At 38.8% G+C, this 25,369-nt stretch carries 30 protein-coding genes and 3 pseudogenes; 19 read left to right on the plus strand and 14 right to left on the minus strand.

The genetic code is table 11. From position 1 onward, the window contains the following. Window positions 1–54: 54 nt before the first annotated feature. A complete protein-coding gene (locus B9Y67_RS02070) occupies window positions 55–951 on the minus strand; it encodes a cupin domain-containing protein (protein WP_254901670.1) in 897 nt (298 codons plus the stop codon). 169 nt (window positions 952–1,120) lie between these two features. Here B9Y67_RS02070 and B9Y67_RS02075 point away from each other — a divergent pair. Beyond that, window positions 1,121–1,510: pseudogene (locus B9Y67_RS02075) on the plus strand (cyclase family protein); the annotation flags it as partial. A 29-nt stretch (window positions 1,511–1,539) separates the two neighbouring features. Here the strand turns inward: B9Y67_RS02075 and B9Y67_RS02080 are convergent. Beyond that, window positions 1,540–2,864 (minus strand): IS3 family transposase gene (locus B9Y67_RS02080; RefSeq protein ID WP_139823706.1). Its coding sequence is split into 2 segments (ribosomal slippage): window positions 1,540–2,495 and window positions 2,495–2,864, totalling 1,326 coding nucleotides; the frame shifts between segments, so codons are not numbered across the junction. Window positions 2,865–3,088: 224 nt separating this feature from the next. Here B9Y67_RS02080 and B9Y67_RS02085 point away from each other — a divergent pair. The 12 genes and pseudogenes from B9Y67_RS02085 to B9Y67_RS02140 all read left to right on the plus strand — a co-directional run bounded on the left by B9Y67_RS02085 (window position 3,089) and on the right by B9Y67_RS02140 (window position 10,909). Continuing rightward, a complete protein-coding gene (locus B9Y67_RS02085) occupies window positions 3,089–3,772 on the plus strand; it encodes a DUF421 domain-containing protein (protein WP_139823707.1) in 684 nt (227 codons plus the stop codon). A 129-nt stretch (window positions 3,773–3,901) separates the two neighbouring features. After that, entirely contained in the window at window positions 3,902–5,371 is a 1,470-nt protein-coding gene (locus tag B9Y67_RS02090) for a phospholipase D-like domain-containing protein (RefSeq protein WP_085505139.1), read from the plus strand. A 537-nt stretch (window positions 5,372–5,908) separates the two neighbouring features. After that, window positions 5,909–6,112, plus strand: a complete 204-nt coding sequence (locus B9Y67_RS02095; RefSeq protein WP_085505140.1) for a DUF1657 domain-containing protein — start codon at window positions 5,909–5,911, stop codon at window positions 6,110–6,112. Window positions 6,113–6,190: 78 nt separating this feature from the next. Continuing rightward, window positions 6,191–6,388 carry a hypothetical protein gene (locus B9Y67_RS02100; RefSeq protein ID WP_139823708.1) on the plus strand — a complete coding sequence of 66 codons (198 nt, stop codon included), beginning with the start codon at window positions 6,191–6,193 and terminating at the stop codon, window positions 6,386–6,388. A 279-nt stretch (window positions 6,389–6,667) separates the two neighbouring features. Beyond that, the gene (locus B9Y67_RS02105) at window positions 6,668–6,874 is read left to right on the plus strand and encodes a DUF1657 domain-containing protein (RefSeq protein WP_085505142.1); all 207 of its coding nucleotides are present in this window, start codon (window positions 6,668–6,670) and stop codon (window positions 6,872–6,874) included. 73 nt (window positions 6,875–6,947) lie between these two features. After that, window positions 6,948–7,394 carry a YhcN/YlaJ family sporulation lipoprotein gene (locus tag B9Y67_RS02110; protein ID WP_085505143.1) on the plus strand — a complete coding sequence of 149 codons (447 nt, stop codon included), beginning with the start codon at window positions 6,948–6,950 and terminating at the stop codon, window positions 7,392–7,394. A 13-nt stretch (window positions 7,395–7,407) separates the two neighbouring features. Further along, a pseudogene (gene spoVAC, locus B9Y67_RS02115) lies at window positions 7,408–7,886 on the plus strand (stage V sporulation protein AC). Then, window positions 7,886–8,890 carry a stage V sporulation protein AD gene (spoVAD, locus tag B9Y67_RS02120; protein WP_085505144.1) on the plus strand — a complete coding sequence of 335 codons (1,005 nt, stop codon included), beginning with the start codon at window positions 7,886–7,888 and terminating at the stop codon, window positions 8,888–8,890. Before spoVAC ends, spoVAD begins: the two are co-directional and overlap by 1 nt. Then, window positions 8,887–9,237 (plus strand): stage V sporulation protein AE, encoded by a 351-nt coding sequence (spoVAE, locus tag B9Y67_RS02125; protein ID WP_085505145.1) that lies wholly within the window; start codon window positions 8,887–8,889, stop codon window positions 9,235–9,237. Before spoVAD ends, spoVAE begins: the two co-directional genes overlap by 4 nt. Before the next feature lie 12 nt (window positions 9,238–9,249). Next, complete coding sequence (locus tag B9Y67_RS02130; protein WP_085505146.1) at window positions 9,250–9,456, plus strand: DUF1657 domain-containing protein; 207 nt, start codon at window positions 9,250–9,252, stop codon at window positions 9,454–9,456. 18 nt (window positions 9,457–9,474) lie between these two features. After that, window positions 9,475–10,335, plus strand: a complete 861-nt coding sequence (locus tag B9Y67_RS02135; protein WP_085505147.1) for a DUF421 domain-containing protein — start codon at window positions 9,475–9,477, stop codon at window positions 10,333–10,335. Between the two features lie 406 nt (window positions 10,336–10,741). Then, window positions 10,742–10,909, plus strand: a complete 168-nt coding sequence (locus B9Y67_RS02140; protein ID WP_085505148.1) for a YqzL family protein — start codon at window positions 10,742–10,744, stop codon at window positions 10,907–10,909. Here the strand turns inward: B9Y67_RS02140 and B9Y67_RS02145 are convergent. Both B9Y67_RS02145 and B9Y67_RS02150 read right to left on the minus strand, forming a co-directional pair. Next, a complete protein-coding gene (locus B9Y67_RS02145; RefSeq protein ID WP_085505149.1) occupies window positions 10,906–11,145 on the minus strand; it encodes a hypothetical protein in 240 nt (79 codons plus the stop codon). The two genes, B9Y67_RS02140 and B9Y67_RS02145, sit on opposite strands and share 4 nt — an antisense overlap. A gap of 1,023 nt (window positions 11,146–12,168) precedes the next feature. Then, entirely contained in the window at window positions 12,169–12,582 is a 414-nt protein-coding gene (locus B9Y67_RS02150; protein ID WP_085505150.1) for a hypothetical protein, read from the minus strand. Window positions 12,583–13,090: 508 nt separating this feature from the next. On the opposite strand from B9Y67_RS02150, the gene B9Y67_RS02155 reads away from it, so the two are divergent. From B9Y67_RS02155 to B9Y67_RS02165, 3 genes are read left to right on the plus strand one after another with little or no spacing between them, the layout of a single operon-like run. After that, window positions 13,091–14,575, plus strand: coding sequence for a spore germination protein (locus B9Y67_RS02155; RefSeq protein WP_139823709.1), 1,485 nt, complete (start codon window positions 13,091–13,093; stop codon window positions 14,573–14,575). After that, window positions 14,568–15,680 (plus strand): GerAB/ArcD/ProY family transporter, encoded by a 1,113-nt coding sequence (locus B9Y67_RS02160; protein ID WP_176223890.1) that lies wholly within the window; start codon window positions 14,568–14,570, stop codon window positions 15,678–15,680. The genes B9Y67_RS02155 and B9Y67_RS02160 overlap by 8 nt, the downstream gene beginning before the upstream one ends. After that, window positions 15,677–16,762 (plus strand): Ger(x)C family spore germination protein, encoded by a 1,086-nt coding sequence (locus B9Y67_RS02165; protein WP_085505153.1) that lies wholly within the window; start codon window positions 15,677–15,679, stop codon window positions 16,760–16,762. The genes B9Y67_RS02160 and B9Y67_RS02165 overlap by 4 nt, the downstream gene beginning before the upstream one ends. 377 nt (window positions 16,763–17,139) lie before the next feature. On the opposite strand, the gene B9Y67_RS02170 is transcribed toward B9Y67_RS02165, so the two are convergent. After that, complete coding sequence (locus B9Y67_RS02170) at window positions 17,140–17,574, minus strand: cell wall hydrolase (protein WP_085505619.1); 435 nt, start codon at window positions 17,572–17,574, stop codon at window positions 17,140–17,142. Between the two features lie 116 nt (window positions 17,575–17,690). Next, complete coding sequence (locus tag B9Y67_RS20545; protein WP_176223889.1) at window positions 17,691–17,867, minus strand: hypothetical protein; 177 nt, start codon at window positions 17,865–17,867, stop codon at window positions 17,691–17,693. On the opposite strand from B9Y67_RS20545, the pseudogene B9Y67_RS02175 reads away from it, so the two are divergent. Next, a pseudogene (locus tag B9Y67_RS02175) lies at window positions 17,854–18,406 on the plus strand (transposase); the annotation flags it as partial. The gene B9Y67_RS20545 and the pseudogene B9Y67_RS02175 overlap by 14 nt on opposite strands. A 157-nt stretch (window positions 18,407–18,563) precedes the next feature. Here B9Y67_RS02175 and B9Y67_RS02180 read toward each other — a convergent pair. Further along, window positions 18,564–18,848, minus strand: coding sequence for a spore coat protein (locus B9Y67_RS02180; RefSeq protein ID WP_254901671.1), 285 nt, complete (start codon window positions 18,846–18,848; stop codon window positions 18,564–18,566). 44 nt (window positions 18,849–18,892) lie between these two features. Here B9Y67_RS02180 and B9Y67_RS02185 point away from each other — a divergent pair, with 44 nt between their 5' ends. After that, window positions 18,893–19,237 carry a DJ-1/PfpI family protein gene (locus B9Y67_RS02185; protein WP_139823710.1) on the plus strand — a complete coding sequence of 115 codons (345 nt, stop codon included), beginning with the start codon at window positions 18,893–18,895 and terminating at the stop codon, window positions 19,235–19,237. Window positions 19,238–19,929: 692 nt separating this feature from the next. Here the strand turns inward: B9Y67_RS02185 and B9Y67_RS02190 are convergent. From B9Y67_RS02190 to B9Y67_RS20550, 4 genes are all read right to left on the minus strand, one after another. Beyond that, window positions 19,930–20,244 carry a hypothetical protein gene (locus B9Y67_RS02190; protein ID WP_085505155.1) on the minus strand — a complete coding sequence of 105 codons (315 nt, stop codon included), beginning with the start codon at window positions 20,242–20,244 and terminating at the stop codon, window positions 19,930–19,932. A gap of 28 nt (window positions 20,245–20,272) precedes the next feature. Continuing rightward, on the minus strand, window positions 20,273–20,479 hold the full coding sequence (locus tag B9Y67_RS02195) for a VOC family protein (protein WP_085505156.1): 207 nt from the start codon (window positions 20,477–20,479) through the stop codon (window positions 20,273–20,275). A 352-nt stretch (window positions 20,480–20,831) separates the two neighbouring features. Continuing rightward, window positions 20,832–21,470 carry a hypothetical protein gene (locus B9Y67_RS02200; RefSeq protein WP_085505157.1) on the minus strand — a complete coding sequence of 213 codons (639 nt, stop codon included), beginning with the start codon at window positions 21,468–21,470 and terminating at the stop codon, window positions 20,832–20,834. Between the two features lie 54 nt (window positions 21,471–21,524). Beyond that, a complete protein-coding gene (locus B9Y67_RS20550) occupies window positions 21,525–21,701 on the minus strand; it encodes a hypothetical protein (RefSeq protein WP_176223891.1) in 177 nt (58 codons plus the stop codon). Window positions 21,702–23,141: 1,440 nt separating this feature from the next. Here B9Y67_RS20550 and B9Y67_RS02210 point away from each other — a divergent pair. Next, window positions 23,142–23,699 carry a recombinase family protein gene (locus B9Y67_RS02210; RefSeq protein WP_085505158.1) on the plus strand — a complete coding sequence of 186 codons (558 nt, stop codon included), beginning with the start codon at window positions 23,142–23,144 and terminating at the stop codon, window positions 23,697–23,699. Window positions 23,700–24,045: 346 nt separating this feature from the next. On the opposite strand, the gene B9Y67_RS02215 is transcribed toward B9Y67_RS02210, so the two are convergent. The 3 genes from B9Y67_RS02215 to B9Y67_RS20555 form a co-directional block, all read right to left on the minus strand. Next, entirely contained in the window at window positions 24,046–24,345 is a 300-nt protein-coding gene (locus tag B9Y67_RS02215; RefSeq protein WP_085505159.1) for a hypothetical protein, read from the minus strand. Between the two features lie 172 nt (window positions 24,346–24,517). Continuing rightward, window positions 24,518–24,844 carry a hypothetical protein gene (locus tag B9Y67_RS02220; RefSeq protein WP_085505160.1) on the minus strand — a complete coding sequence of 109 codons (327 nt, stop codon included), beginning with the start codon at window positions 24,842–24,844 and terminating at the stop codon, window positions 24,518–24,520. Window positions 24,845–25,035: 191 nt separating this feature from the next. After that, a complete protein-coding gene (locus B9Y67_RS20555) occupies window positions 25,036–25,302 on the minus strand; it encodes a hypothetical protein (RefSeq protein WP_085505161.1) in 267 nt (88 codons plus the stop codon). Window positions 25,303–25,369: the final 67 nt, after the last annotated feature.

A 25,369-nucleotide genomic window follows, 5' to 3' on the forward strand; every position in this document is an offset into this window, starting at 1 on the left:
AGCAGACGTATGTCTGCTTTCCTCTTCCCTTTATATTGGGGAGGCACCTTTCCTTTAACTTTCTTCTGCTGCCAGGGCATCTGCTTTTGTTTTGTGGACCGTGCCAAATGGATGCACAGGCGGTGCATAGATGGCATACAGCTTCATTGGTGTCTGGCCGATGTTGGTAATATTATGCCATTTTCCGGCTGGTACCATGATGGCATAATCATCCTCGACATACGCTTCAAAATCTAAATTGTCTTGACTATCTCCCATTTGTACCCGGCCTTCCCCCTGTTCCAAGCGTAAAAATTGATCTTCATTCGGATGGACTTCCAGGCCGATATCATCGCCGACATCTATGCTCATCAGAGTTACTTGAAAGTTTTCCCCGGTCCATATCGCTGTCCGGAACGTATCATTGTTGAGTGTTGCCTCTTCGATATCAACCACATATGGTTCCCCGCCAAAGTCTGTTGTTTCTTGACGACTGTCTCCATTTGCTGCGAACTGTCCCGCTTGCTCCATATGCCTGATTTCGTCCTGGCATGCTCGTAGAAATGCGTGACCTGCCGCAGTTTGAGGGGAATGGTAATAATAAGATCTCATCGCTTCGTAATTCTCTGCTTCTATCTCGGAAGCTTTTCGCACGCCCTCCTGATACGAGTGGAACGTGATTTTTTCAGTTTCATATTCTGGCAGTGTCCCGCTAAGTCGGGCATACAATTCAGTGAAGTGCTGTAAATGCGTGCGCTCTTCTTCTAATGCCTGCAATAAAGCCGCTTGTTCCTGCTGACCTGTTGCTTTTCCTGATAGGCGATGGTATAGGTTGATGGTTTTCGCTTTTCTTTTGATCGCATCGAGGAGCGCCGTCGTTTCGTTACTGTCGCTTCTATTCCATTGGTGCATCTGAAAGATGCCATAATATGGGTTGGCATACATATAAGAACCATTGTACATTACTCTCATTCCTTTCCGGGGATTCACAACCATATCTATGCAATAAGATGGCGAAAAGGGAATAAATCTGGAAAAGGTAGGAATTATGGCCCAGAAGAAGAATTAGTATAAAACTGGTAAGCCATGACCATTCCATTTCGGAAGTTGCGGTTAATCGCATGTGAAAGGAGAAAGGATTATGAAGTTAATTGATTTAAGTGTACCTTTAAGTCCTGCGGTAAAAGAGCCGCTTCCCCCATCGATCACCTATCACTCCCATGAAGAGGGAGCAGTGCAAGGCGCTCAGATTCTTGGAATAGAGAAAGAAGCCTTTCGCGACGGTAAAGCATGGGGAACCGAAACAGTGACAGCCAACACCCATGCCGGAACCCACGTCGATGCGCCGTGGCATTATGGCGAAACATCAGAAGGAAAGCCGACAAGGACGATTGATGAAATGCCGCTGGAATGGTTTTATGGAGATGACGTCCTGTTTGACTTCAGCAGCCATCCACCAGGCTATGAAATTTCATCAAAGGACCTGAAACAGCAGCTGAAGGAAATGGACTATACCTTAAAGCCCTATGATACATAATATGGACAGTTTATAAAAAAGGTCTAAGCTGCTAATAGATGACCTCGGTATTGTGCCGGGGTCATTTTCTTTAACCCCCATTGATACCTCTCATTATTATATCTATCGATATAATTACCTACTTTCCTCTTCAACTCATCAAGTGTCTCACACGATTTATGATCCACCATGTCTTTGAAGTGGCCAAAGAAAGACTCCATCGGGGCATTATCCCAACAGTTACCACGTCGCGACATTGATTGAAGGAGCCCCGTTTGTTTCACCTTCTCCTGAAACACAGGGTGTGTATAATGTACTCCCTGGTCTGAATGGAGGATGGCTTCGGGGTGAAACATTCCTACTGCTTCTTTCAATTTATCAAGTGTACGATAGGCAATTTCCATCTCCAATGTCTTAGATATCACATAAGTAATAATCTCTTTTGTAGTGCTGTCTTTCACACACGATAAGTAAGCTTTTTGTCCCTTACCATAGTAGATATATGTGATGTCCGTAAGGAACACCTTACCAGGCTCCTTTTGGTCGAATTCCCGGTGAAGGTTATCACAGGTTCCGTGTTCTTGCGTGGCTTTCATCATATGCTTATAAGGGTTTGCTCGCCTGATCTTTGTCACTAAACGAAACTTTTTCATCAATCGTCTAATCTTTTTATGATTCATAATGATGCCATAATTGTTTTCAAGGATCATTTTGATTTGAAGTGCTCCCACTTTTCCATCGTTTACGTGAAAGATTTCTATAAGCAGTTCCGCATCTTTTTCATCGCTTTCTTCTTTAAGCTGCCTGTTTGTTTCGCCTTTTAACCAGGCATAATACCCACTTCGGCTTATACCAGCCAGCTGGCATAAATGGGAGACCATGTTTTTAAGCTTATACTTACGAAGCAACTGTTCGATAAGCTCATATATTTCGCAAGGGGCTAGTTTTGTTTCTTCTTCATCGCCTGCCTTTCCATCTCTTCGAGCTTTTTTAGGAATTCATTTTCTGCTTCTAAATATTTGATTCGAGCTTCTGCTTTTTTTAGTTTTTCTTCGACTGTAAGATGCTTGGAAGAAGGGCGACCAGTGCTTCCTTTACCCCGACGCTCATTTTCTAATCCTGCTTCCCCATACTTATCATAAGTACCACGCCATCGCTGGAGACACCGTTTGGGTTGTTCTTTTCCAATGACCGACAGGTCGAAACCATGTTCAAGAAATATTTCTGTAGGACTAGTCCCTTCTTTATATGCGTGGACAGCCAATTTTTTAAATTCTGGGTGATACGTTATAGACCGATCAGACACTTTTAGCACATTTGGGTTGTTCTCCAATTGTTTTAATTCGAATGTTGAAAAGCTCCTCGCCATGATATATCCCTCCGATCCAATACTTTGTTTCATTATAAACGGGATATCTATTTAAACATAGAAAAACCCGAATAATGGACGCTTTTTATTAAATGTCCATTATTCGGGTTATAGTTCAATTTTTAATGATATGCGCTTAAATGTTCATAATAAAAGGGATGTTCTTTTTGCGTTAGTTAAAATGTTGAAAATTATGGAAATTTTATAAACAGGAGGTAAATATTTTGGGTACTATTAGTATGGACTTACTGACAATGAAAGTCATCATTGGTTTTTTCACACTCTTTTTCATTGTCATCTTAACAGGAAAAACAGCCATATATCAGCTAACACCATTTCACTTAGTTTTTGTGCTATTGCTTGGAGGGTTTTTAGAAAATACTATTTATGTAGACGATATCGGGATTTTGTCTTTTTTATATGCTGTTGGTTTGTGGACATTGCTGATGTTGGGTGTAGAATTTCTTACTTTGAAAATAAAATCGACACGTTCTATATTGGTAGGGAAACCTGCAATAATCATTCGAGATGGTATCATTGACCGAAATATAGCGAAAAAAAACAAATTAGATATGAATCAAATATTAAGCTTACTTCGACAAAATAATGTTTTCTCCGTACGTGAAGTCAAGTACGGCACACTCGAACCTAATGGTCAAATCAGTACACTGCTAAAATCTAAATATCAACAACCAGACAAGCAAGATCTCAACCTGCCAGAAAGCTTTGTAGATCTACCGATCAGCTTAATTATTGACGGTGAAGTTTTATGGGACAATTTAAGTGAGTGTGGATTTGATGAAGAGTGGCTAAATAATGAACTAACAGCTAATGGGTATAATGATAAAACTAAGATTTTCTATGCAGATTGGAGAAAAAGTGAGGGTATTCATATAAGTCCTAAATAACAACTCTTCCTGCTTATTTTAAATCATTAAGATAAGCTTTTAACTAAATCAACGACAATTTACCAGTTCCTCCATGTATAAAACAGTCAAGGCTCGCAAATGTTATAAAAAAAGAGAGGAGAAATCCAATTGCAGTGGATTCTTTGGTTATACCTTATAAATACAATAGTTATGTTAATTATAGCAGTCCGCGAAGTCCGCAGACCAGCTAAGGCTTTAAACTGGTTGGCGATTTGTCTTATTTTACCAATTGTTGGATTTGTATTCTATATTAGTACAGTAAATCCCAAACGTATTCATAAAGAAAGGCTCTCATTTTCAAGTGATAACCCCTGTGAGCTGCATTCCTTTAGTCCATCAGCTTCACGCATTGCTTATGCATTACAGAAATTAAGTGTAAATGGGCTGCATAGTGCTAAAATCCAAGTACTTACAAACGGGATTGAAACTTACAAACACATTTTCGAGTCTCTAAAAAATGCCCAAAAAACGATCGATCTTGAATATTACATTTACCGTGATGATCAAATTGGTAAGAGGATTACGGAATTATTAATCGAACGAGCAGAAGCTGGAGTGCAAGTTCGTTTTATAAGAGATGGCTGGGGAAGCAGGAAGTTTCCTCGCAGCGAAATCAAGCGCATGATGAATGTTGGCATTGAATGCCGAACAATTTTTCCTTTGCGCTTTCCTTGGATAACGTCAAACTGGAATTATAGAGATCACTGTAAGATAATTACGATAGACAAAAAGGAAGCATTTACTGGTGGAATCAACATTGGATATGAGTATACGGGATTGAAGCCTGACGTAGGATTTTGGCGTGACACACATGTGCACATTTCAGGAGAAGCTTCAGCAGATTTACAGAGGATTTTTGACAGCCATTGGAACATCGCTGAAGTGGAAAAGAGCAAAATCAGGGATACACAAACAGGAGGTACAAAGAACAAAATTTCCTCCGGCAAATCATTAGAGTGGACAACAGAAATGAGCACAGAATTTCACATCAAGGAGATTGATACAGAATCGCCTACAAAAACCCAACAAGAAGTTTATGTGCATACCTTAGAAGGAAATCCGGGTATTCCAACTCCCGTTATCCGAGAAGCTTATTTCATTTGTATAACCCAAGCAGTCAAAACTATTGACATCACTACTCCTTATTTTATACCTGATGAGGATATTATTATGGCGATAAAAACGGCGGCGTTACGAGGTGTACGTGTTAGGTTATTAGTTCCACAACGTGTAGACCAAATAGTAGTAGGAACTGCAAGCCGTACCTACTATGGAGAACTATTAGAAGCAGGCGTAAATATTTTCTTATACGAAAAAGGAATGCTGCATGCGAAGCAAATGGTCATTGACGGAGAGATAGTTGAAATAGGGGCTGCCAACTATGATATGAGAAGTTTCCGTTTAAATTATGAGACATGTCAATTTTATTATAGTAAAGACGTGGCTAAGAAACTCACAGTGCAATTCGAACGTGATCTATCAGAGTCTAAAGAGTTAACTATAGAAGATGTGAAACAGCGTTCTTTTTCCAAGCGCTTAGTGGAACAAAGCGCTCGCCTTTTGTCTCCGTTGTTATAGGATGTAAAAAATGTAGTCGAACTTTTTATATGCTTTTTTATATAACCTACTTCTTCTCTAGAGACGGTATAAAAGAGAGCGTAAGAACTTGGCGATCCCATATAGGGTACCGAGGATTCTGCTAATTATATAAGCTATTCTTTTGATAGATAGTAATTGGATTACGGATTCAATAACGTTAATACCTATTGCGTACCTTCGAAATCGAGGAAGAGTGGTTAAGTTGAAATATATAGATGCAATATATCGCTTGCATAGTCTTATTAAAAGTGTAAACCCTCTTTCACATTAAGAGGAGTTTATACTTTTTTATGTATTTTGATACTCAGTTAAATTGATATCTTCATCCGAGCTTTTTCGGTGACTGGACTTTGAATGGATACCGTTCATAAAACATTAATATTTATTATTATTGATAAACTGGCTTTCATAAGAAAAACGGATAAGGTGTTATATCATGAAATAAATAGGAAGTTATGATCCTTTTCCCCTTGTGCAAAATAACTATGGTAATAACGAAATGAAGGAGCGAGGGAAATGACAGTAATAAATGACGTGAAGACAACATTAGCTGGTCTAAAAAGTGCCCAGGCAAGTTTCCAAACGTTTGCGCTGGGGACAGAGAACCAACAAGCTAAACAGCTCTATGAACAGTCTGCAAAAGACACACAAGAATTAATTACTAATTTAGAAGCCCGTGTGACTCAAATTGAACAAGAAGAACCACAATACAAACAATAATGGTGAACGGAAGAGGTTAGCTCATTATTGCTGACCTTTTCCTTTGTTACCCGCATGACCAAGGGTGGTGAACTAGATATGAAAAGGTTTTTAACCGTAATGCTTACAATAGTGATACTGGCTGCTGGCTGTCAGACGGGGAATGAAGCAAAAAACAAGGATGAATCTTCGCAGACTGTCCAACTTTCTACTAATAAACAACCGGCCGATCAAACCCCCTCCTCGATCGGCAGTCTAGGGGCGAACCACGAACCGGCCGGCGTATGCCGCGCATAAATGGGAGTGACCCGATTGATGCAGCCGAAATCCATGCCTTGATGGATCTCCATCGCCCCGTCAAAGAGGTCATTCTGCATCCCATACGGAGAACTGGTTTCAAGCGCGCCGGCAATCGGTGGATTTCATTCACATCCTCGAGCCACGATTTGCTTATTGTATGGTTTGGTTTCCTCACGCTTCATACAAGTATCCATCATAATAATGAAAAATTTGGTAAACATATAATCAAGGATGAGGTAAAAAATAACTATTGTAAAAAAGAAAGGAGCGATGGATATGACTGTCATCAGCGATGTGAAACAAACAGTCGCGGGGTTGAAAAGTGCCCAGGCAAACTTTGAAACCTTTGCCCTTGGTACAGAAAATCAACAAGCCAAGCAACTGTATCAGCAGGCTGCCGAGCAGACACAGGCGATCATCGACAGCGTAGATCCGCGTGTAACTGAAATCGAGCAGGAAGAACCTCAATATAAACAGCAATAGGCAAGGATGAATAAGGTTAGCGTACTGCTAACCTTATTCTGCCATGAACCGCTGTAAAGGTGGTGGAAGGACTTTGAATAAATTACTGACTTGTTTACTTATGCTCGTATTCGTTATGGGATGTCAGGCTGGTGGCAATGAGGAAACAAAAGATTTGAACCAGCCATTAAAAATTTCGAATGAAAATGGGCTTGATCAGTCTGTTTCCGAGCAGGCTGAGCGGTCACTGCGCAGAAAAAACAATTTAACTGATGTTCAGGCAGTCAATGATGATAAACAGTTGTTGATTGCTGCGCAAGTTCCCCATAATGAACGTTTTCATCTGAAAAAGATTGAGAAGGAATTGACCAGCCAAGCGGAAAAGAAGTTTCCTGATTATAAGGTCACCCTCTCACTTGATAAAAAAATACATCTAGAAGTAATGCGGCTGAAAAGGCTAATGGCCGAAGGAAAAATAGATAAGAAGAAACTATCCAAAGAGCTAGATGGACTGATCAAGCTTTCTCAAGAAAAAACATAAAGTAGGTGGCGCCATGGCTAATAATAGGAAAAAAAATCTGACTCCAGTCCAACAGGAATATCAACAGTTTCAATCCGAGCGTGAAGTGAAAAGGCGGTCGTAAAAAACTGTATTAAGGCTTTCTTCGTCGGCGGGTTAATCTGTTTGATCGGACAGTTCATCCAAACTTTTTTTATCTATAACTATAACTTCACCGAGCAGACTGCCGGAAACCCTACCGTTGCCGTCATGATATTCATCGCAATGTTGTTGACAGGATTCGGAGTATATGACCGTCTTGCTCAATTCGCGGGGGCAGGTTCTGCCGTTCCTGTAACAGGCTTTGGCAATGCGATCATTTCTGCTGCGATTGAACACAGGAGTGAAGGCTTCATACTGGGAGTAGGAGGCAACATGTTCAAGTTAGCAGGATCGGTCATCATGTCAGGGGTATTCGCTGCGTTTATCGTTGGCTTGATCAAAACCTTATTGATCCAGTGGGGGGCTTTGTGATGCGCACTTGGGAATTTGAACAGCAGCCAGTCATTGTTTCCACGGGTACGGTTGGCGGTCCTTTTGAAGCGAATGGTCGGCTGGCCGATGATTTTGATACTTTGCATGGTGACCTGTGGCTGAATGAAGATACCTATGAAAAAGCGCACAAAGTGCTTTTTGAGGAAGCATCACTTAGAGCGACAGAAAAGGCCGGACTCACAAAAGAACAGGTGGACTTTTTTATTGGTGGTGACTTGATCAATCAGATCACCCCGACAAGCTTTACTGCCAAAACAATCGGGGCTGGTTATTTTGGTTTGTTCGGTGCCTGTTCCACTTCCATGGAAGGGCTGGCACTAAGTGCTTTTATCATCAATAACGGCGGCGCGAAGTGCATAGTGACAGGTTCAGCCAGCCATAATGCCGCTGTTGAAAAACAATTTCGTTATCCGACAGAGTACGGGGCACAGAACCCCCCGACTTCCCAGTGGACGGTAACAGGTGCAGGCGCGTCAGTCGTAATGGCTCAGGGTGAAGGGCCCGTTGTCACTTCGGCTACTATAGGAAAGGTCGTCGATATGGGACTTACGGATCCGATGAATATGGGAGGAGCGATGGCACCTGCGGCTGTCGATACAATTGAAACCCATTTTCGTGACCGGAACATTGATGCTTCCCATTATGATTTGATCGCTACAGGCGACCTTGGCCACATCGGCCGGGAAGTAGCCTTTGATTTGATGAAAAAACATGGAACCGATATACCGGAAGAAAAATTCCAGGATTGCGGCCTGATGATCTACCGGGAAGACCAGCCGGTACTGGCGGGGGCCAGTGGGGCAGGATGTTCCGCTGTTGTCACCTATGGTCATCTATTGAACCGGATGAAAAAAGGGGAATTGAGGCGGATATTAGTAGTAGCAACCGGTGCCTTATTATCTCCCTTGACTTTTCAACAAGGGGAAACCATTCCATGTATCGCCCATGCAGTTTCGATTGAATATGGGGGTGGGAGCCTATGATTTTTTTCTGGGCGTTTGTAGTTGGAGGAATCATCTGTGTGATCGGTCAAATCATGTTTGATGTTTTCAAATTGACCCCTGCCCATACCTTAAGTGCGTTAGTAGTGGCAGGAGCTGTTTTGGATGGATTTGGATTGTACGAACCATTAATCGATTTTGCAGGCGCTGGGGCGACCATCCCAATCACAAGTTTTGGAAACGCCCTTGTCCACGGAGCGATGGAAGAAGCACAAAAACACGGACTTGTCGGGGTAGTGACCGGAATGTTTGAAGTTACGAGTGCAGGTATTTCAGCTGCCATCATTTTCGGGACTCTTGCTGCCCTCATTTTCAAGCCAAAAGGATAAGGAGTAGCAGATATGACAGTTGGTGCGGATATCAAACAGTGTCTTGCCACAATCAAAAGTATCGAAGCGGGTTTATCTTCGCTGGCCATTAACACAAACGCGGAGGATGAACAGCAACTCTATCATGAACAAATGATGGTCATCGAAGAAATAAAACAGGATTTAATGAAACGGATTGGAGAAGTAGAACGAGAAGAAGAGCAGTATAAGGGTTTTTAACCCAAGGAGTGATGTAAAGTGCCAGGATGGTTGGAAGTGGTAGTAAGGGGTGTATTATTTCTCTTTGTTCTTTTTCTGACAACAAAGATACTAGGAAAGAAACAGTTATCAGAGCTTTCATTTTTTGAATACGTTTCAGGCATCACCATCGGTAGTATTGCGGCGGAAGTCATGATGGGACTGGAAAATAATATTTGGCATGGGATCATCGGTGTCGCTATTTTCGCGGTGCTTCCTTTCTTTGTGGAAATCCTGTCGCTCCACAGTAAAACAGTCCGTGATGTGGTGGAAGGAAAAGGAACTGTATTGATTAAAGATGGCAAAATTCTCGAAGATAATTTAAAAAAAGAGAAGTACACCACGGATGAACTTTTACAGCTGTTAAGGGGGAGAGACGTATTTAAAGTGGATGAAGTAGAATATGCGGTTCTCGAAGCAGATGGTAAATTAAGCGTTCTGTTGAAGAAAGACAATCGTCCCCTGACAAGAAAGGACTTAGATTTGCCCAGTATCAATGAAAAGGAGCCCCACACGATCGTTATGGACGGGGAGATTTTTGATGAAAAATTGGCTTCTGCCGGGAAGAACCGGGCATGGCTGAAACAGGAATTAGATAAGCAGAACGTCACAATCGAGAATGTCTTTCTTGGGCAGGTAGACGCTTCCGGACAGCTTACGATTGATTTATATGATGACAAAATCGAGGTGCCGACTCCACAGGATAAACCCCTCCTGCTTGCGAATATGAAAAAATGCCAGGCTGATCTGGAACTGTTTGCATTAGCTACCGAGTCGGAAAAAGCGAAACGTCTCTATGCAGCCAATGCCAAGAAGCTGCAGGAGTCGATGGATGTGCTTTCCCCTCATTTAAAAGGATAAGAACTACAACATAAACCCTAACTATTAGTAAAAAACTGAGCAAAACAAGTAGGCCCAAGCTTATGATTGTTGTACAACATTGAAATGGGATTAGGACACACGATTAGTGAAAGGAGGCAGTCCAGATCCAGTATTGCGGGGAACAACATACTAGAGAGAAGCATGATTTCATTACTTGTTACTTTCACGACTTCTACAAATACCTTCCGGTCACCACCAGGTGGCAGATACGATAATGGATGAAATAGCAGAATTTATCAAATGATCGTATATAAAAAATTGATAAACAAACACGTTACCATATCTATGAAATCCTTTTTATGAATTATAAGAAAACTTATTAGTTGAAGCAATCTAAATAAAAAGTACACATACTTTATGTATGTGAGTTAATGAAAGAAAGGAGATGATTGCTCTGGACAATATTTCATGGAATATATTCAGGCAATCTGGAAGTATAGAAGCCTATTTGTTAATGAAAGAAATGGAGACAATTGGTCACCATGCAAATTCAAGAACAAACAACCTTGAAAGACTGGCAAGTAGTAAAAAACAAAATCAAGGTTCTACTTAATAACCGCATCTTTCTTCTGATGGCTCTTCGTCAGGGTTTGGTTCTTCTTCATCCATGTTATTAGGCGTATCGGGTTCATTATGATCCCTAACATCACGCGGGTCAGTATCTGCCCCTCGATTATTGTCTAAGTCATTTTCTCCGTCATTATAACGAGTAGGCTCATAATTCACATCTTCCGGTTGTTCATTCATGTCATTGTCGTTATCAAAGTTACATGCCGTTAAGATAGCCAACAGACATTATTATGGTGAGCATTTTCTTCTTCATGCTATAACCTCCAGTAGTTTTAGATTGAAACATTTTTTAATATATACATTTTTAATTTTTTTATCTCAGGAAAACATTATAGATGGGAGGTAAAGATATTTTGGGGATAATAAGATGCTACATAATGATTTAATTATCTTCTAACTTTATTGAGAAGCAATAGTGAGAGAAGAAACCAATAAATGGAATGATGGAGTTTTTAGCTAATACCCCAAGTTGGAGGCATATTGGTTTTAAGTCATGCATTGACAGACACCAACATGAACGGCGGTTCATATAGTACAGGATGAAATGAAGTGAGGAGGGCAGATATGGAGCCTTAAAGAAGTATTTATTGAGTAGGTATGAATACAAATTATTTTAAAAACTCATGATGATGCTTGTATGAATTGAATTTTTGCTCTTGACAGGGCAATTTACTAAGGAAACTTTCATAGATATGGTAACAAAAAGTTGGTGTAATGCGGATTTAAAACCTCAATCAAAAAGTAGTTAACCTGCTCAATTCCCAAGTATTATGGTTCGTTTTTCCTTTTATGTATGGATTTTAGTAAGGTAATCCCTTATGGCTGCTTAACTATTCTTTACAATCAGAAAATAACATTAGATACACGTACTGCTCACCTGGTGCAAAAGCATTTAAAGAAGTCCCCATTTATTATGTTTAATCTTGATTAAGCATATAGGTTCACTTATGTATTGTCATGGTAGCCAGAAGGCTACCTTTTTTCTTTTGTTTGCAGCCCCTAACCTATCTTGCAGTGACATAGCTTCGCTTGTTATATGGGATCTAGGTCCCAGCCAACCTCAAACATGTTTCTACAAGTAGGGGGAGAAGGGTAAAATAAAACTGCTACAATCATTTATGAATCTCCGGGAAAACATATGCCCACCTTTATGGTTTTCTTTTCGACAGTTTAATAATACGATCGATTTCTTTTGATAATTTTTTCTTGCTGATTTCCCTTTTCGCTATCCGCTGTTTCAACTCATTTACTTTCCAAGTTAATTTTTTGGTCTAAAGAAAGAGTAACCTTATGGCTAGGAAATTGTTTTTTGGCTTGCTTTTTTAGATCCTTTTCAATGTCTTTGATTTGAAAGCGACCATTATGCGGAATTTGTGCAGCTATTAAAAGCTTTTTGTCATCGTTAACAGCTTTAATGTCTTTTAAGTGGTTTTTCTTTTGCAAAATCTCCTCGGCTTGTTTGGAAGGGAGCTGACTGAAGGTTTCGTACGTATTCGAAATAGGCATAAGCTGAGAAGATTCCGTCTTTTCTTTTGCCCCATTTCCCGACTGACACCCGGAAGTCAACACCCCGATTGTGATTAGTACGGTCAGAATTTTTCTCATATTGATTTCACCACCTTGGTAAAGCGGTTTTAGAAGGAAAAGGCTAGCCATAACCAGCTAACCTCTCCCATTCACCATTATTGTTGTTTGTCGTATTGGGGCTCTTCCTGTTCGATTTGCGAGACACGAGCTTCCAAATTATTGATCAAAAAAGCCTAATTTCTCAATTTTTATGCTGAGAAATTAGGCTTTTTAATATTAGAATTTCCAATAGCACTGATCTGGGCGGGTAGTTAATCGCGTTGCGATTTTGTTCTTACTGTCTATTTATTGTTTTCTTTTACTTCCTCTATATACACCAGGATGATAGGGAGAAACACAAGACAGGTCAAGCAAGCGTATAGAAAGAGCTTTGCAGCTAGTTCAACTAGAAAAAAAGCAAACAGGAAAAATAATACTAAAATAATCAAGGGGCTCAAGTATGCCACTAACATATATTCTTTTCTCCTCCATTTTTATTTATAAAACTCTAAAACTATCTTGCCCTATAAGAGTATAACTTATAATTCATGTGGCAAGAATGGAAGACAGAAAACAGTCCTCTACAAGGAGATTTCATATGGGAAGAAGGGGAAGAAACCAACAACTTAATAAAGCAGGCACAATACAAACACTCTATGAAAAATTGAAAGAATCAAAGGACTTTGTGGTCTATCATCATACAGAGCCAACCCCTTGTGTCATTTCTTATCTCAAAACTATGGCTGATCCCAAAATATTAAATGAGTCTATTTTACCTGGCTTAAAAAAGGCTGATTTACACTCGCTGGAGAAAATAAAAGAAGCCATTCCTGTTGAAAACATTTCTATTACAGACCAAGCAGAGAAAATAAAAGAGAAAGTTTTACAAGGTTATGTGATTATACAGATGACAGAGAATGACAATCAGGTACTTCTTATACCAGCAAGTACAAAGGTAGGTCGAAAGGTAAGCATTCCTGAAGTAGAATTCAGTGTCGTCGGACCGAAAGAGGCATTTGTCGAATGCTTGGATAAGAACATGAATTTAATACGTAAGCGTGTTCCATTACCTGAGCTTACAGTAAAGGAATTATCCATAGGTAAACTGACAAACACCCGTGTTGCGGTGGTTTATATAGACGGGATAGCTAATGAGATAAATATAAATACAGTGATGCAGCGCTTGAAAGAAATTGATTATGATCAAATGATTGATAGCTCTTATATCACGCAAATGATTGCAGACAACTCCAATTCTCCATTTCCTCAATTATTAGATACAGAACGGCCAGACAGAATGACAGAGGCTCTCGTGGAAGGGAAAATAGCCATACTTGTGGACGGTTCTCCTCATGCACTGACATGCCCAACGACTATTGTTGAATTTTTTTCTGCTTCGGATGACTACTTTCTGCCTTGGCATTTGGCTACAGCTTTTCGGTTAATCCGATTGTTCGCTGTATTGTTTTCTGTTTTAAGTACATCACTTTATGTAGCTATACTCACACATCACCATGAGATGATTCCAGAAGAATTATTAGCTACCATCATATCTTCAAGGGCTGATATTCCATTCCCACCAATACTCGAAGTGATTATTTTAGAGCTCTCCATCGAGTTACTTAGAGAAGCCGGGGCACGACTGCCTACAAAAATCGGCCAAACAATTGGTATCGTCGGTGGTATCGTTATTGGAACCGCCGCCGTAGACGCAGGGCTTACGAGTAATGTATTGTTAATCATCGTAGCATTAAGCGCTTTGGCGTCATTTACTACACCGGTCTATCAAATCAGTAACACGATACGTCTGGTTCGATTTCCATTCATTATTGGGGCGCAATTATGGGGATTGATTGGTGTTTCCATGGTGATGGCATTCTTTATCGGTCATTTAATAAAGCTACAATCGATAGGTACACCATTTTTTGCACCGATTTATCCATTAAGAATCACAGATTTGAAGGATGCATTCATTCGTTTGCCATTCAATAAACAAACACAACGGCCTATACAGACACGACCATTAAAATCAGAGCGGTTACAACCGTCTGATGCCAATAAGAAGAGGGATATCGATGAATAAAAAGAGGCAATCCAAGATCGATCTTCATGTTCCTGAAAACCTATTGGTTACTCCGTTTTTTGTTTTTTTCCTGATTCATGCTATGCAACTCGGGGTAGGAATACTTAGTTTTGAAACGTATATTGCCAGGGACGCTGGTTATGATGCCTGGATCAGTCTTTTGATTGCAGGGGCAGCTATTCATCTGCTGCTTTGGATAGTTTATAACATTCTCCAGAGCAGCAAAGGTGATATCGTTTCTATACATGAAGAGACGTTTGGTAAATATATCGGTGGATTTTTAAGCATTATTTTCAGTTTATATGTACTGCTATTGACATTGACGGTGCTTCGAACCTTTATTGAGGTCATCCAAACATGGGTTTTTCCTCAATTAAACGTATGGTTTTTCACATTGGCTCTCCTGTTGTTGATCTATTATTTGGTAGCTGGAGGCTTCCGTATGATAACCGGTCTATGTCTAATCAGTGTCCTATTAGCACTGCCCCTTCTATGGCTCAAATTTTTTCCTATTCAAGCTGGAGATATCAATAATGTATTTCCAATTATCGACCATACATTAGTCGAGCTGCTTAGTTCAGCTAAAACGAGCATTTTAGGCTTTCTGGGGTTTGAATTATTATTGGTCTTTTATCCTTTTATCAAAAACCCCGAGAAGTCAAAGAAATGGGCGCACTATGGCGTTTTTTTTACCACTATCATCTATGTGATCAGTGCGATCACAGCTTTTATTTATTTCAGTGAAAAACAATTGGATCAAGTGAATTGGGCAACAATATCGCTTTGGAAAATTGTCGAATTTCCTTTTGTTGAACGTTTTGAGTTCATCGGTATAGCCCTTTGGCTATATGTAGTCATACCGAACATCTGTTTCTCCTTGTGGGCGGCAAGCCGTATCCCGAAAAGATTGTTTAATATAAGGCAAACCTATATGGTGGGGGGTTATTGTCTCATTCTTTATGTGGCTACAATCATGTTGGACGAGCGCCAACAAATCAAGGAACTGAATGACATTGCAAATATGATAGGATTTTATGTCTTAATGTATATTCCTGTCCTCTTTCTTTTTAAAAAGGCAAGAGATAAAGTGAGGGATACAAATTGAAAAATAATATTAGCGTAATGGTGATAATTGGCAGCATGTTCCTCACTGGTTGTGCCGAAACATATAGTGTAGAAGAGCGGGCTGTCATACGGATTGCAGGTTATGATTTTGTGGACGAAGATCGGTTGAAAGCTACAGTAGCTATTCCACAATACGGAAGGGATGAATCTAGTGGAACACCTACTGAAAAATATCAGTCAGCTGTTGATCACTCTGTGAAAGAGGCCCATGAAAATATTCAAAGAAAGTTATCTAAACCGATATCCATTGGTAAGTTAGAGATTTCTTTATTCAATGAAGAGCTTACTAAGAATGGGCTGAAAAATATCATCGATTTCTTAGGAAGGGACCCTAAAATCGGCCGAAATAGTTTACTCAGTGTCGTAAAAGGTGAGACACAAGGACTTATTGAGGCTAAATACAGTGAAAGTGAAACAACCTCTAAATATATAGCCGGATTGATTAAACAAAATATAAATAAAAGTAACTTTCCTGAAACAAATTTGCATAAGTTTTTATATGCTTATTATGCTGACGGGATGGATCCCTTTCTCCCGATCATTAAAAGAACAGACAGTCAAGTTGAAATAGATGGAATCGCTTTTTTCGATGGGGCAAAGATGGTCCACAGTATACCTTATTCAGAAGCATTCAATTTTAAAATAATGAAACAAGATTTTAATAGAGGAACGAAAGGAATCAAATATAAAGAAGAACGTATAGTTTTGGAGAACATCGGTTCCAGAGTGACTTATCATGTCATAGATGGGATAGAACATCCTAGGTTCCTGCTCGATATTAAAATTAAAGGATTTATAAATGAAGTGGAAAACATCAATTTAAAGCTGAAGGGATCCGTAATTAAAAGTGTGGAAGAGGATTTTGAAAAAACATTACAAGCTCAAAGTATCGAAATGATCAAGCAGTTCCAGGAATTAAAAATCGATCCCCTGGGTTTGGGTAATGAGCTGAAAAATCGCAGGAGAAATTTTGATTTAAAAAAATGGGAAGGTGTTTATCCTACCGTCCCCGTAGACGTGAAAATTGACGTAGAAATAATTGAAACAGGAATTACTTCCTAAATGACGTCCTGGGAATAAATTTTTCTAGGACGCTTTATTTGTGTATTTTACTTATTCTTTTCCTGGCTTGTTTTTTATCCTGACAGTATTTTTTCTAAGGGATAACCTCTCTATATTCGCAGTATAGTAACAATATCTTGCAGCTATTGCTTTGTGTTCCAAGTAATAACTCCAGACATGGAACACGCAACCTCTCAGACACATTTTAAGCGTTTTATTATAAACATTTAGTTTTGACACCGCCTAAAATGACTAAAACGGGCTTATAAGGAATGTTAAGTGATTTGCTTTCTTTTTTGTCATTCTTTTTCTATGAAGTGACCAGTAGTTTAAGTACAATATTTCATAAACTTGTTTTCTTGGATAGATATAATAACTTAATAAACACTGGGACATGTTCCAGCTGCTGGTTCATAATAACAATGATTTTTAAATTGACCAGCAAAAGGCTGACCGTACCATGTTGGAGGACATGGACCATATGGATTGAAATACCAAAGAGAATATTTCGCCGGGTGTTGCCTCCAATAATCCAAATTCTTTTTTGCTAATCTTTTTTCAACTGATCTCGCTCTTTGATAAAATAAATTACCTTTTTGGACAGCTTCAAAAGAATAATTTCCTCCTTGTACTTGAAAAATAACTTGTCGAATTGTTCTTACATCTCTAAAATCTAAACAATCCGCTACGCCACGATTAACAATTACATTTCCGACATACAACATTCCTTGTTTCCCTTCTCCTACGGCTTCCGCTCTCATCATTCTTGCCATTAAGGCAACGTCGGGACTTGTGTATTTTATTCTCGGCATTTTTTCACCTCCAAAATATTGTATGAAAAAGTTCCCCTCCTCATTCTCCGGAAGACTTGATATCAAGATATAGGCCTTAATTAATGGCAATAAATACTGAACTGGAGTCATCATCATTAAAAACGCCCGCCACATCTTCGAACCGGTATTCCTTCTTCATCTGTAACCGCGGTATCAACGATCGTTTCGTTAGTGTTGATTAATACCACTACCGTTCCGATAATAGGAAAAATGGTTTCAGTATCCACAATCTGGCCAATCCCCCTTCTTGAAAATACGCAAAGTACAGGCATGAATGTGAAGCGTGTTATTGGAGATACAGCTTAATCGGAAAAATACAATATCCAATACGCAAACCAAAATAATTTAGAATTAGTGTCAAAGCTACATCCACTCATTACACCAGAAAGAAAACGAGTTTGAATTCAATAAGGATGCCGGCATGTATGTTTGTAAGGCAGAAAATATGGCCATATGGAAAGCACGTACTGGTAAGAAATCATCGAATCAAAGTTATATTTATTATTTTGATGTGGAATCTGCCCGCTTCGGGATGGGTGTTATAAAGAGGGGGCGAAGTCGAAGACTTACTCCGTCACAATTAAATCCTCCGAACATATGGAGCAGCAAGTCTTTCAGGAAAGTCCTCATTTTCGTGAAAAAGCAAAGAACGTTACAAAATTGAAGCGAAAAATAGTGAACTAAAACAAAGACACGGGTATGATTAGTATCTTCCTCGGGTCTCGTTGGCATGGAAATGCAGGGAGCAATGTCGATTTTCACCGTGAACTTGAAACGAATTATCAAACTAATGAACGAACCAAAGGAATGAAAGCAAGGAAAAAAGGAGTCTGTCCGTTCAATTCTGAACGGACAGACCCCCTTTTCTTTATATTTTTCCGACACCATAAAACTAAAACGTTAGTTTTTCAGTGGCCTCCATAGAATGGCCTTCTTTTTTATTAAACGTAAAGATTACGCTTTTCTACTTATTGCATTACATTGCCTCTATAAGGATCTTGGCTTTCCAAGTAGTTAGAAAATTGCTGAACGGATGTTTGAATATTTTGTGGAGTTTCTTTTTCAATACCGTACCAGCCGTTTTTAAACATTAAGTTATATAGATTGCGCTGACAGTTTTGCGTTTCTTGGGAAACAGACGCAATAGTACGATACAACGATTCATGGCTTGCTTCTTTCAAAGCAATCGAGTATGAGGACGTTAAATATTTTTCCGTAGTTAAGGCATCGTTTATAAAATCTCTATCGTTCATTTGGGGCGTCTTAGGAACTGGTGTTTGAGGATTTTTAATCCCGTTTGGAGTTTGACTATGTTGATCTTTTAGATTTTGCTGGTCCAGCTGAAGTTTTATCATTAGCTGCAAATAACAAAGCTGAACAAACATTAACCCTCTATAAAAAGCATTTACTACCAATGAGACCATTCGAAGTATTTACCCTATCGGAAACAGGAAAAGAAATAAAAACTCATTCCGGAACCAAAATAAATCCTAATTTTAGCATTGATCATAGTCATCCTGAATTAGATATTTTAATAATTCCAGGTGGTCCTTTAAGAGCGGTTCAATCTATTGCTAAAAACCAAAAGGTATTAGACTGGGTTTTGAAGCATAAAAGTATTGAATATATCAGTACTGTTTGAACTGGAGCATACATATTAGGGGAAACTGGCTTGTTAAAGCTACTACCCACCATTTAGCATTGAAACTGATGCAAGAAAAGTATCCTGCTATTAAAGTTTTATCAGATAAAAAAGTCATACAAGATGGCAACATCATAACCTCTGGCGGCGAAGGCTGCACGCCCTGGCTGGGATGGTTGTGCGCCAGAGTAAAATTCCTACCTTTCGCTTCTTCATTTCTTATCTCCTCTACCTGAAAATACTCACTTATCTCTTCTTGCACTATGTTGAATAGTTAAATATGTAATAAGGGCGTGTATTGTGAGTAAAAACCCCTCAATTGAAAGCTTAGATCGAGATATCCCAAGATCCTATTCATCAAAACTATGATCTTATAATCAAATCAAAAACATCCATGGGGTTTACAATAAAATAGATACCTAATACAGCTAAAGCAAAAATCAAAGTGATTACTATTATACTTTTCATTAGAGAACCTCCCTATAACTCTATCCCATTCAGTTTAGTCATCTATCTGTAACCTTTATTTAGAAAGTGCTGGCGCACCCTCCAATTGTGCAGCTCTTACTAAATGTAGAAGACAACCATTCTTTTCAATAAGAGCCCCTTTTAGTGGAAGACTTGATTATTCCTATTCTTTTTCCAAACAATCGCTAAATAAATGAAAATGATTGTAATCATAAGACAAAAGCTCACATGAGGAAAGGACCGGTTGCATTCTTACCCATGAAATTAAGAGATGAATCACTGATTGGATCGTCATCACGCTCTTTAAGTCCCAGCTCTATAAGCTTTCGTCCAGTCTTTATTGCACCCTCTACTGTTAAACTCATTTCACTTATATTTAAAATACTTTTTGATGAAAAAGGTTCCTCACTCTTTTCTGCTGTAGAATGACGAGAAATAAATTCAACTACATTTCCAGCAGGATCATAAAAATATAGAGAATGAGCTTGAATATGCGAAAAATCCGCCTCATCCTCTCCTTCTTCCGAATTTAACTTCACTTTCGATTCCGCCCATGTTTTTGCTTCCCTAAATTTGTTTGAAGGAATCAAAAGCAAAGTGATAATATGGTTTGCCAGCTACATTACTTGATGTGAATTTCAAAAGACTTGAACCTGCAGAAACCTGGAAACTTTCTTTATTCTCCTTTGTCAATGACATTCCAAGAATTTCAGTATAAAAGTGTTTCATACTTTTAATATCTTTAGTTTTTAAAGTAGCCCTTTTAATTTCCAAAGAACTCTCCTCCCTTTACCAAAGTCTGGTTGATTACTGTCAATTATTTCAAAAGGAACTCTATTTATCAATTTAAATACACAATAATATGAATCAAGTCTTATGTAATACTGCCCTATACTAAAGTAAAAAAGCGACTACCCTTATTGGATAATCGCCCCCTATACATGAAGACTCGATTTCGAGTTATTTAAGTATAAGAAAAACTTCAATGCCTATTTACATTTTTAAAAACTTTCAATTATGATCAATCAAAAAAGCCCTCCAACTAGATAACTGGAGAGCTATTTAATAATATCAAAACGAATACCTTTTTGTTCTTTCGTAATAACTTCCCTGGATAGTTTTTATACTAACATGCATACCAATCATTAAATTCAGTAGCTAAATAATTAGTATAGTCTGGATAGCCATAAAACACAGTTACTTTTTGTTGATGGCAATAATCATCTGCATCTGTATAATAACTTAACTTATACCATACTTCGTCAACATCCAATGATAGCCAAGTTGCAGCAGCAGTAGTTAAAACACCTGTCACAGGTCCACCAGCTATAGATGCAAATATCCCAGCAACAGCAGATATTGAGGTAGCAGAAATAGAAGATGACCCCTTTGATGTCCATCCATAAATCCAACTAGTCATGATGCTAGGACCTGAGGATTCATAGTTTTTCTCACCTAAATTCAATTCACTTAAGCTCTTCTCTTCATATGTTTGTGTGCGTCCATTACGGTCGGTTGCTATGTAAATATTCTTCTCACCTTTTTGTTTTCTTTCCAAGAACTCAACTTCGCCAGTTTGTTTGTTAGTAAATTTAATTTTTTGAAATCTCTCTTTATCAACTAGAAACTTAATCTCATACTCTTCCGTATTAATAACCTTGTTTTGTTGCATTGGATCGGTGGACGCCTCAGCTTGTATACTCGGGTAAACTGTTAGCATTAACAATACAATTGAGGTAACTACTGACAATAATTTAACCTTCATCTTTTAACCAACTCCTTTATTAAATCCATTTTCATATCACCATATTTTTACAATTTAGCAACCCTGTTTCTCCTTAAATTTCCTAAAAGTAAAACCTATTAAAGTAATTAAGATTGCTACTACTAATCCAATAGATAAAGTAGTTTTAGACTCTATCACATCACTAAAACCATATAGCAACACTATAATTAAACCTAATATAAAACCAATCCATTCTAAGGGTTTTGTCATGTTTTTCCTCCTTGCTGAAATTTTTAGTCTAACTTTAATGCTATCATTTTGACATTAAATAACAATGGAACGATTGTATGACTTTGTAGGTCAATTTTCATAAATACACGCTTTGATTTTTCAAAAGGTATGTTGAATATATACAATAAATCCATAAAAAGCCCACCAGCCATTGGAGGGCTTTTGCTTTTATCCCCGGTAACAGAACACACAGATCTTCGCGTTGATAGTAATTAGACGATGTGTTTATTTAATAAGGCTAATTAGCTTTCTTTGAGTATTCTGGCCGTAAATACAGTTTACTTCGATCCATAATAAGATGGAAATTGCTCAAGCGCATCACTTGTATTCAAGCCATAGTATCCATCTATCCCATTATCCTTGGCGCCTTTTTCAGGGTAGAAAAGCTGATTGTTTGCTGCTAGTACTCCTTGAACAGCAAGTACCCCATTACCGTAAGCAGAGGAGTTTGCACCTAAAAGGTTTCATCTGTTAGAACTGGTTTAACTGCTTCCTTCAGTTCCTGCCTCGTTACTGGTCCCACAATGCCATCCATCTTAGTGCCTCGATCCTCTGAAGTGCTTTCACCGTAGCTTTCAAATTGGGTACCATACTATCCATCAGTTACATACTTAGGAAGCTTGTAACACCTTTCACTCAGCTGTTCCTCTTTCTCCTTTTTAGGCTAGCATGTGTACCTAAAGACCAGCTTTTTTTCCTGCTCTTAAATCATCCAGAGACAGACCGCCTGTTAGCTGCAGGTGAAGATAATCTTTGAAAGTTGGTCAGTCTCCTCCCCATTCAAATCCTAAGTACTTCCAATGGCTGCTAATTGCCTGCATTCTTTAAAAACGGTCAAAATTGCACGCTTTTCATCATTAAAAACCAGAATGATTTACCCCCTGACTGAACCAATAAAATTCGAAACAGACTTAGTATCAAGGTACTTGTTATTTAGTAACTATATTTAATAATTCATCAATACTTCCATTTGATGTATTTACTTCAGGAAGGTGATAGAAGGTACTGGTCGTTTCTAATTGATTTACTTCATCGTTTGGTGAATATAGAAATAACCGTTTTTTCCTTGTGCAAGTTCAATACCTAATTCACATATACAAAAAGTTTTTCTGTACATTCTACTTTTTTAGAACAATAAATCCACCAACTTCCAAAATATCTTGAAGCTGAGTCTTAAACAATCCTGCCCTTATCTTGAAGACTCAGATTCAAGATATTTTAAATTGAATTAATTAAAATAGATTTAAGTATCTTAAACGTTCATTTTTGATAACATGCCATTTCAATTTTAAAATTCTAGTATACACCCTGTATTTTCAGTTCCAAAAACCGTATCTAAATCTAAATTCTAATATGTACATTTTCTACCCTTTTTGATAATGTAAAAGTAACAAACTAAAAAAAGGAGTGTTCCAGAAAATGTTATTTGGATATGCCCGAGTGAGTACCAGGGATCAAAATTTACATATGCAATTTGATGCGTTAATGCGTTATGGTGTAAAAGAAGAAAATATTTACGCAGAGAAAATCACCGGTACGAAAAAAGACCGGCCGGCTTTTAATGAGATGTTGAAATTTTTGCGAGAAGGAGATACGGTGGTCGTCTACAAACTGGATCGGATTGGAAGGAGTACGAAACATCTTGTCGAACTCATCAATGACTTTGAAGAGAAGGGGATCAACTTTGTATCCATTAATGAAAATATTGATACGACCACCGCAATGGGGAAATTAGTGTTTACGATTTTCAGTGGGTTGGCGCAATTTGAGCGGGATATCATTTCAGAACGGACAAAATCAGGGTTGGATGCTGCACGGGCAAGGGGAAGAAAAGGCGGGCGACCAAAAAAAGACCCGTCTAAGCTCAATATGGCTTTCCGTATGTATGACAGCAAAGAATATAGCATCCAGGAAATCCTGGATGCGACGGGGATGGGGAGAGCTACGTTTTATCGGTACTTGTCGAATCGCAAGTAAACAAACGATAAATTAAAACAAACTTCCAATAGCACCAACACAAGAATTAACCATAGGTTTTACAACTTGTTTCTTGTGCAGATGAAGAGATATAGATTATCTGAATGATAGAAACACAGCCATCAGGACTTCTGACATGGCAAAATAATTATTTATACTCTTAATAAGATACAAATTGTTTTGCTAGAATAAGGGATGTCAAGGCAACACAACACATGACTTCCCCTACATTCATGGTTATATGGTTGCCTATTAAACAAACGTAAACATCAACGTTTACGTTTGTTTTTAGTAGGGCGATATTATCTTTTTGCATGAACCGACCTCTTATGGAGTGTCTCTCTTTTCAGGAACCGGGTAAATTAGTCCCTTTCTTATGCTCCTCTTCCAAGAAGGACACCAATTCACCCTTGTCGGCATATGCGAAATAAGACTCTGTTATCAATTTTCTATACTGTTTCCTTTCTCCACCGACCTCCCATAACTGCACCTGAATTACAGGGAGTTCCTCCTGCAAACGAGAAGGGGAAAAATGCTCTTGCAAACTTTGATGAATGCGGACACCCTGATCCTTCTCCATCCCTTTCACATAAAGGAATTTCCCTGAACTCTCTTTTTCCAGTATTTTCACTTGTACTTCTACCACTTTAACTCACATCCTATTAATCATGCTTCCTGACTTTTTCAGGCCTTGTGTTTATGGCTTGGCCACCCTTTATCTGGTATACGTCTCCCCCCACACAAACGTTGATGTTTACGTTTGTGTGGGAGAAAGCGAGAGGAATTGGCGTGCCAATAACCTTTTAGGACAAGCTGAATTAGTCCCGCGAAGGCTCGTCCCAGTTATCCAAAGATACGATAAAGCGCTCATTTCTTGTGTCGATAAAGAGGCTGTATAATTGGTAAGGTTGCATGCCCAGGTCATTGATAATTTCTAACGGGATGTTGATCGCATTGGTCCCTGACACATAACGTTTGTTATGGGTGCTTTCGGGATCCGATTTTTCAATGAGAATAGTTCGCCTGTCACGGATGACATCAACTTCCTCTCCTGCATAAATACCAAACGTTCTGCACCACTTGCCAGGCATATGAATAACCGGCCGCTTCGGCAGCTGCCGGGAGCGATACTTTACAAGTTCCATATGAATTTCCCCTTTTATTATTTAATAGACGGTTGATTATTTCAAGTGACATATTTGCTAAATAGAAGGTTTCAGCAAGCGCTGATCACATCTGTTTCTCTCACATTTCTCCCGTTCCCCCCCTGAACTGGTGAAAGTATCCTCACCAAAATGAAAGGTCATGAGTAGAGGTGGGAAAGATAGGAACAATATTAATCCTCTTTATTATATAACTTCGTTTCCACTGGATCTCTCTTTATATCAATCCCATAGAGCTGGGCTATATTATTGGCGTAATAAAGGAGGTAATCGAATTTTTCCTTTATATTCACACGCTTGACAGCACTGTCATCCTTACCCATTGCCTTCTTTAGTTCTGTGATCCCTGCATCCAACTTTGAATTTAGGTGTTGCCAGCTTGATTTGTCATCTCTGCTTCTTGCTGTTATTGTCTTTATGTGTACAAGGACGCTGTTCATGGGGATGGTTTCATATGTCCTAGATGGGGTGCTTTTTCATTCGCCTGGCGATTGAAAAACGTAATCC

Origin of the sequence: Thalassobacillus devorans (assembly GCF_900176565.1) — a bacterium.
Lineage (GTDB): Bacteria > Bacillota > Bacilli > Bacillales > Halobacillaceae > Thalassobacillus > Thalassobacillus devorans_A.

Coding starts and splice junctions, on each gene's coding strand:
- B9Y67_RS02070 (WP_254901670.1), bottom strand. CDS start 951: ATGAGAGTAATGTACAATGGTTCTTATATGTATGCCAACCCATATTAT.
- B9Y67_RS02095 (WP_085505140.1), top strand. CDS start 5,909: ATGACAGTAATAAATGACGTGAAGACAACATTAGCTGGTCTAAAAAGT.
- B9Y67_RS02100 (WP_139823708.1), top strand. CDS start 6,191: ATGAAAAGGTTTTTAACCGTAATGCTTACAATAGTGATACTGGCTGCT.
- B9Y67_RS02105 (WP_085505142.1), top strand. CDS start 6,668: ATGACTGTCATCAGCGATGTGAAACAAACAGTCGCGGGGTTGAAAAGT.
- spoVAD (WP_085505144.1), top strand. CDS start 7,886: ATGCGCACTTGGGAATTTGAACAGCAGCCAGTCATTGTTTCCACGGGT.
- spoVAE (WP_085505145.1), top strand. CDS start 8,887: ATGATTTTTTTCTGGGCGTTTGTAGTTGGAGGAATCATCTGTGTGATC.
- B9Y67_RS02130 (WP_085505146.1), top strand. CDS start 9,250: ATGACAGTTGGTGCGGATATCAAACAGTGTCTTGCCACAATCAAAAGT.
- B9Y67_RS02140 (WP_085505148.1), top strand. CDS start 10,742: ATGATTGCTCTGGACAATATTTCATGGAATATATTCAGGCAATCTGGA.
- B9Y67_RS02150 (WP_085505150.1), bottom strand. CDS start 12,582: ATGGCTAGCCTTTTCCTTCTAAAACCGCTTTACCAAGGTGGTGAAATC.
- B9Y67_RS02155 (WP_139823709.1), top strand. CDS start 13,091: ATGGGAAGAAGGGGAAGAAACCAACAACTTAATAAAGCAGGCACAATA.
- B9Y67_RS02160 (WP_176223890.1), top strand. CDS start 14,568: ATGAATAAAAAGAGGCAATCCAAGATCGATCTTCATGTTCCTGAAAAC.
- B9Y67_RS02170 (WP_085505619.1), bottom strand. CDS start 17,574: ATGCCGAGAATAAAATACACAAGTCCCGACGTTGCCTTAATGGCAAGA.
- B9Y67_RS20545 (WP_176223889.1), bottom strand. CDS start 17,867: ATGCCTGTACTTTGCGTATTTTCAAGAAGGGGGATTGGCCAGATTGTG.
- B9Y67_RS02180 (WP_254901671.1), bottom strand. CDS start 18,848: ATGAACGATAGAGATTTTATAAACGATGCCTTAACTACGGAAAAATAT.
- B9Y67_RS02200 (WP_085505157.1), bottom strand. CDS start 21,470: ATGAAGGTTAAATTATTGTCAGTAGTTACCTCAATTGTATTGTTAATG.
- B9Y67_RS20550 (WP_176223891.1), bottom strand. CDS start 21,701: ATGACAAAACCCTTAGAATGGATTGGTTTTATATTAGGTTTAATTATA.
- B9Y67_RS02210 (WP_085505158.1), top strand. CDS start 23,142: ATGTTATTTGGATATGCCCGAGTGAGTACCAGGGATCAAAATTTACAT.
- B9Y67_RS02220 (WP_085505160.1), bottom strand. CDS start 24,844: ATGGAACTTGTAAAGTATCGCTCCCGGCAGCTGCCGAAGCGGCCGGTT.
- B9Y67_RS20555 (WP_085505161.1), bottom strand. CDS start 25,302: ATGAACAGCGTCCTTGTACACATAAAGACAATAACAGCAAGAAGCAGA.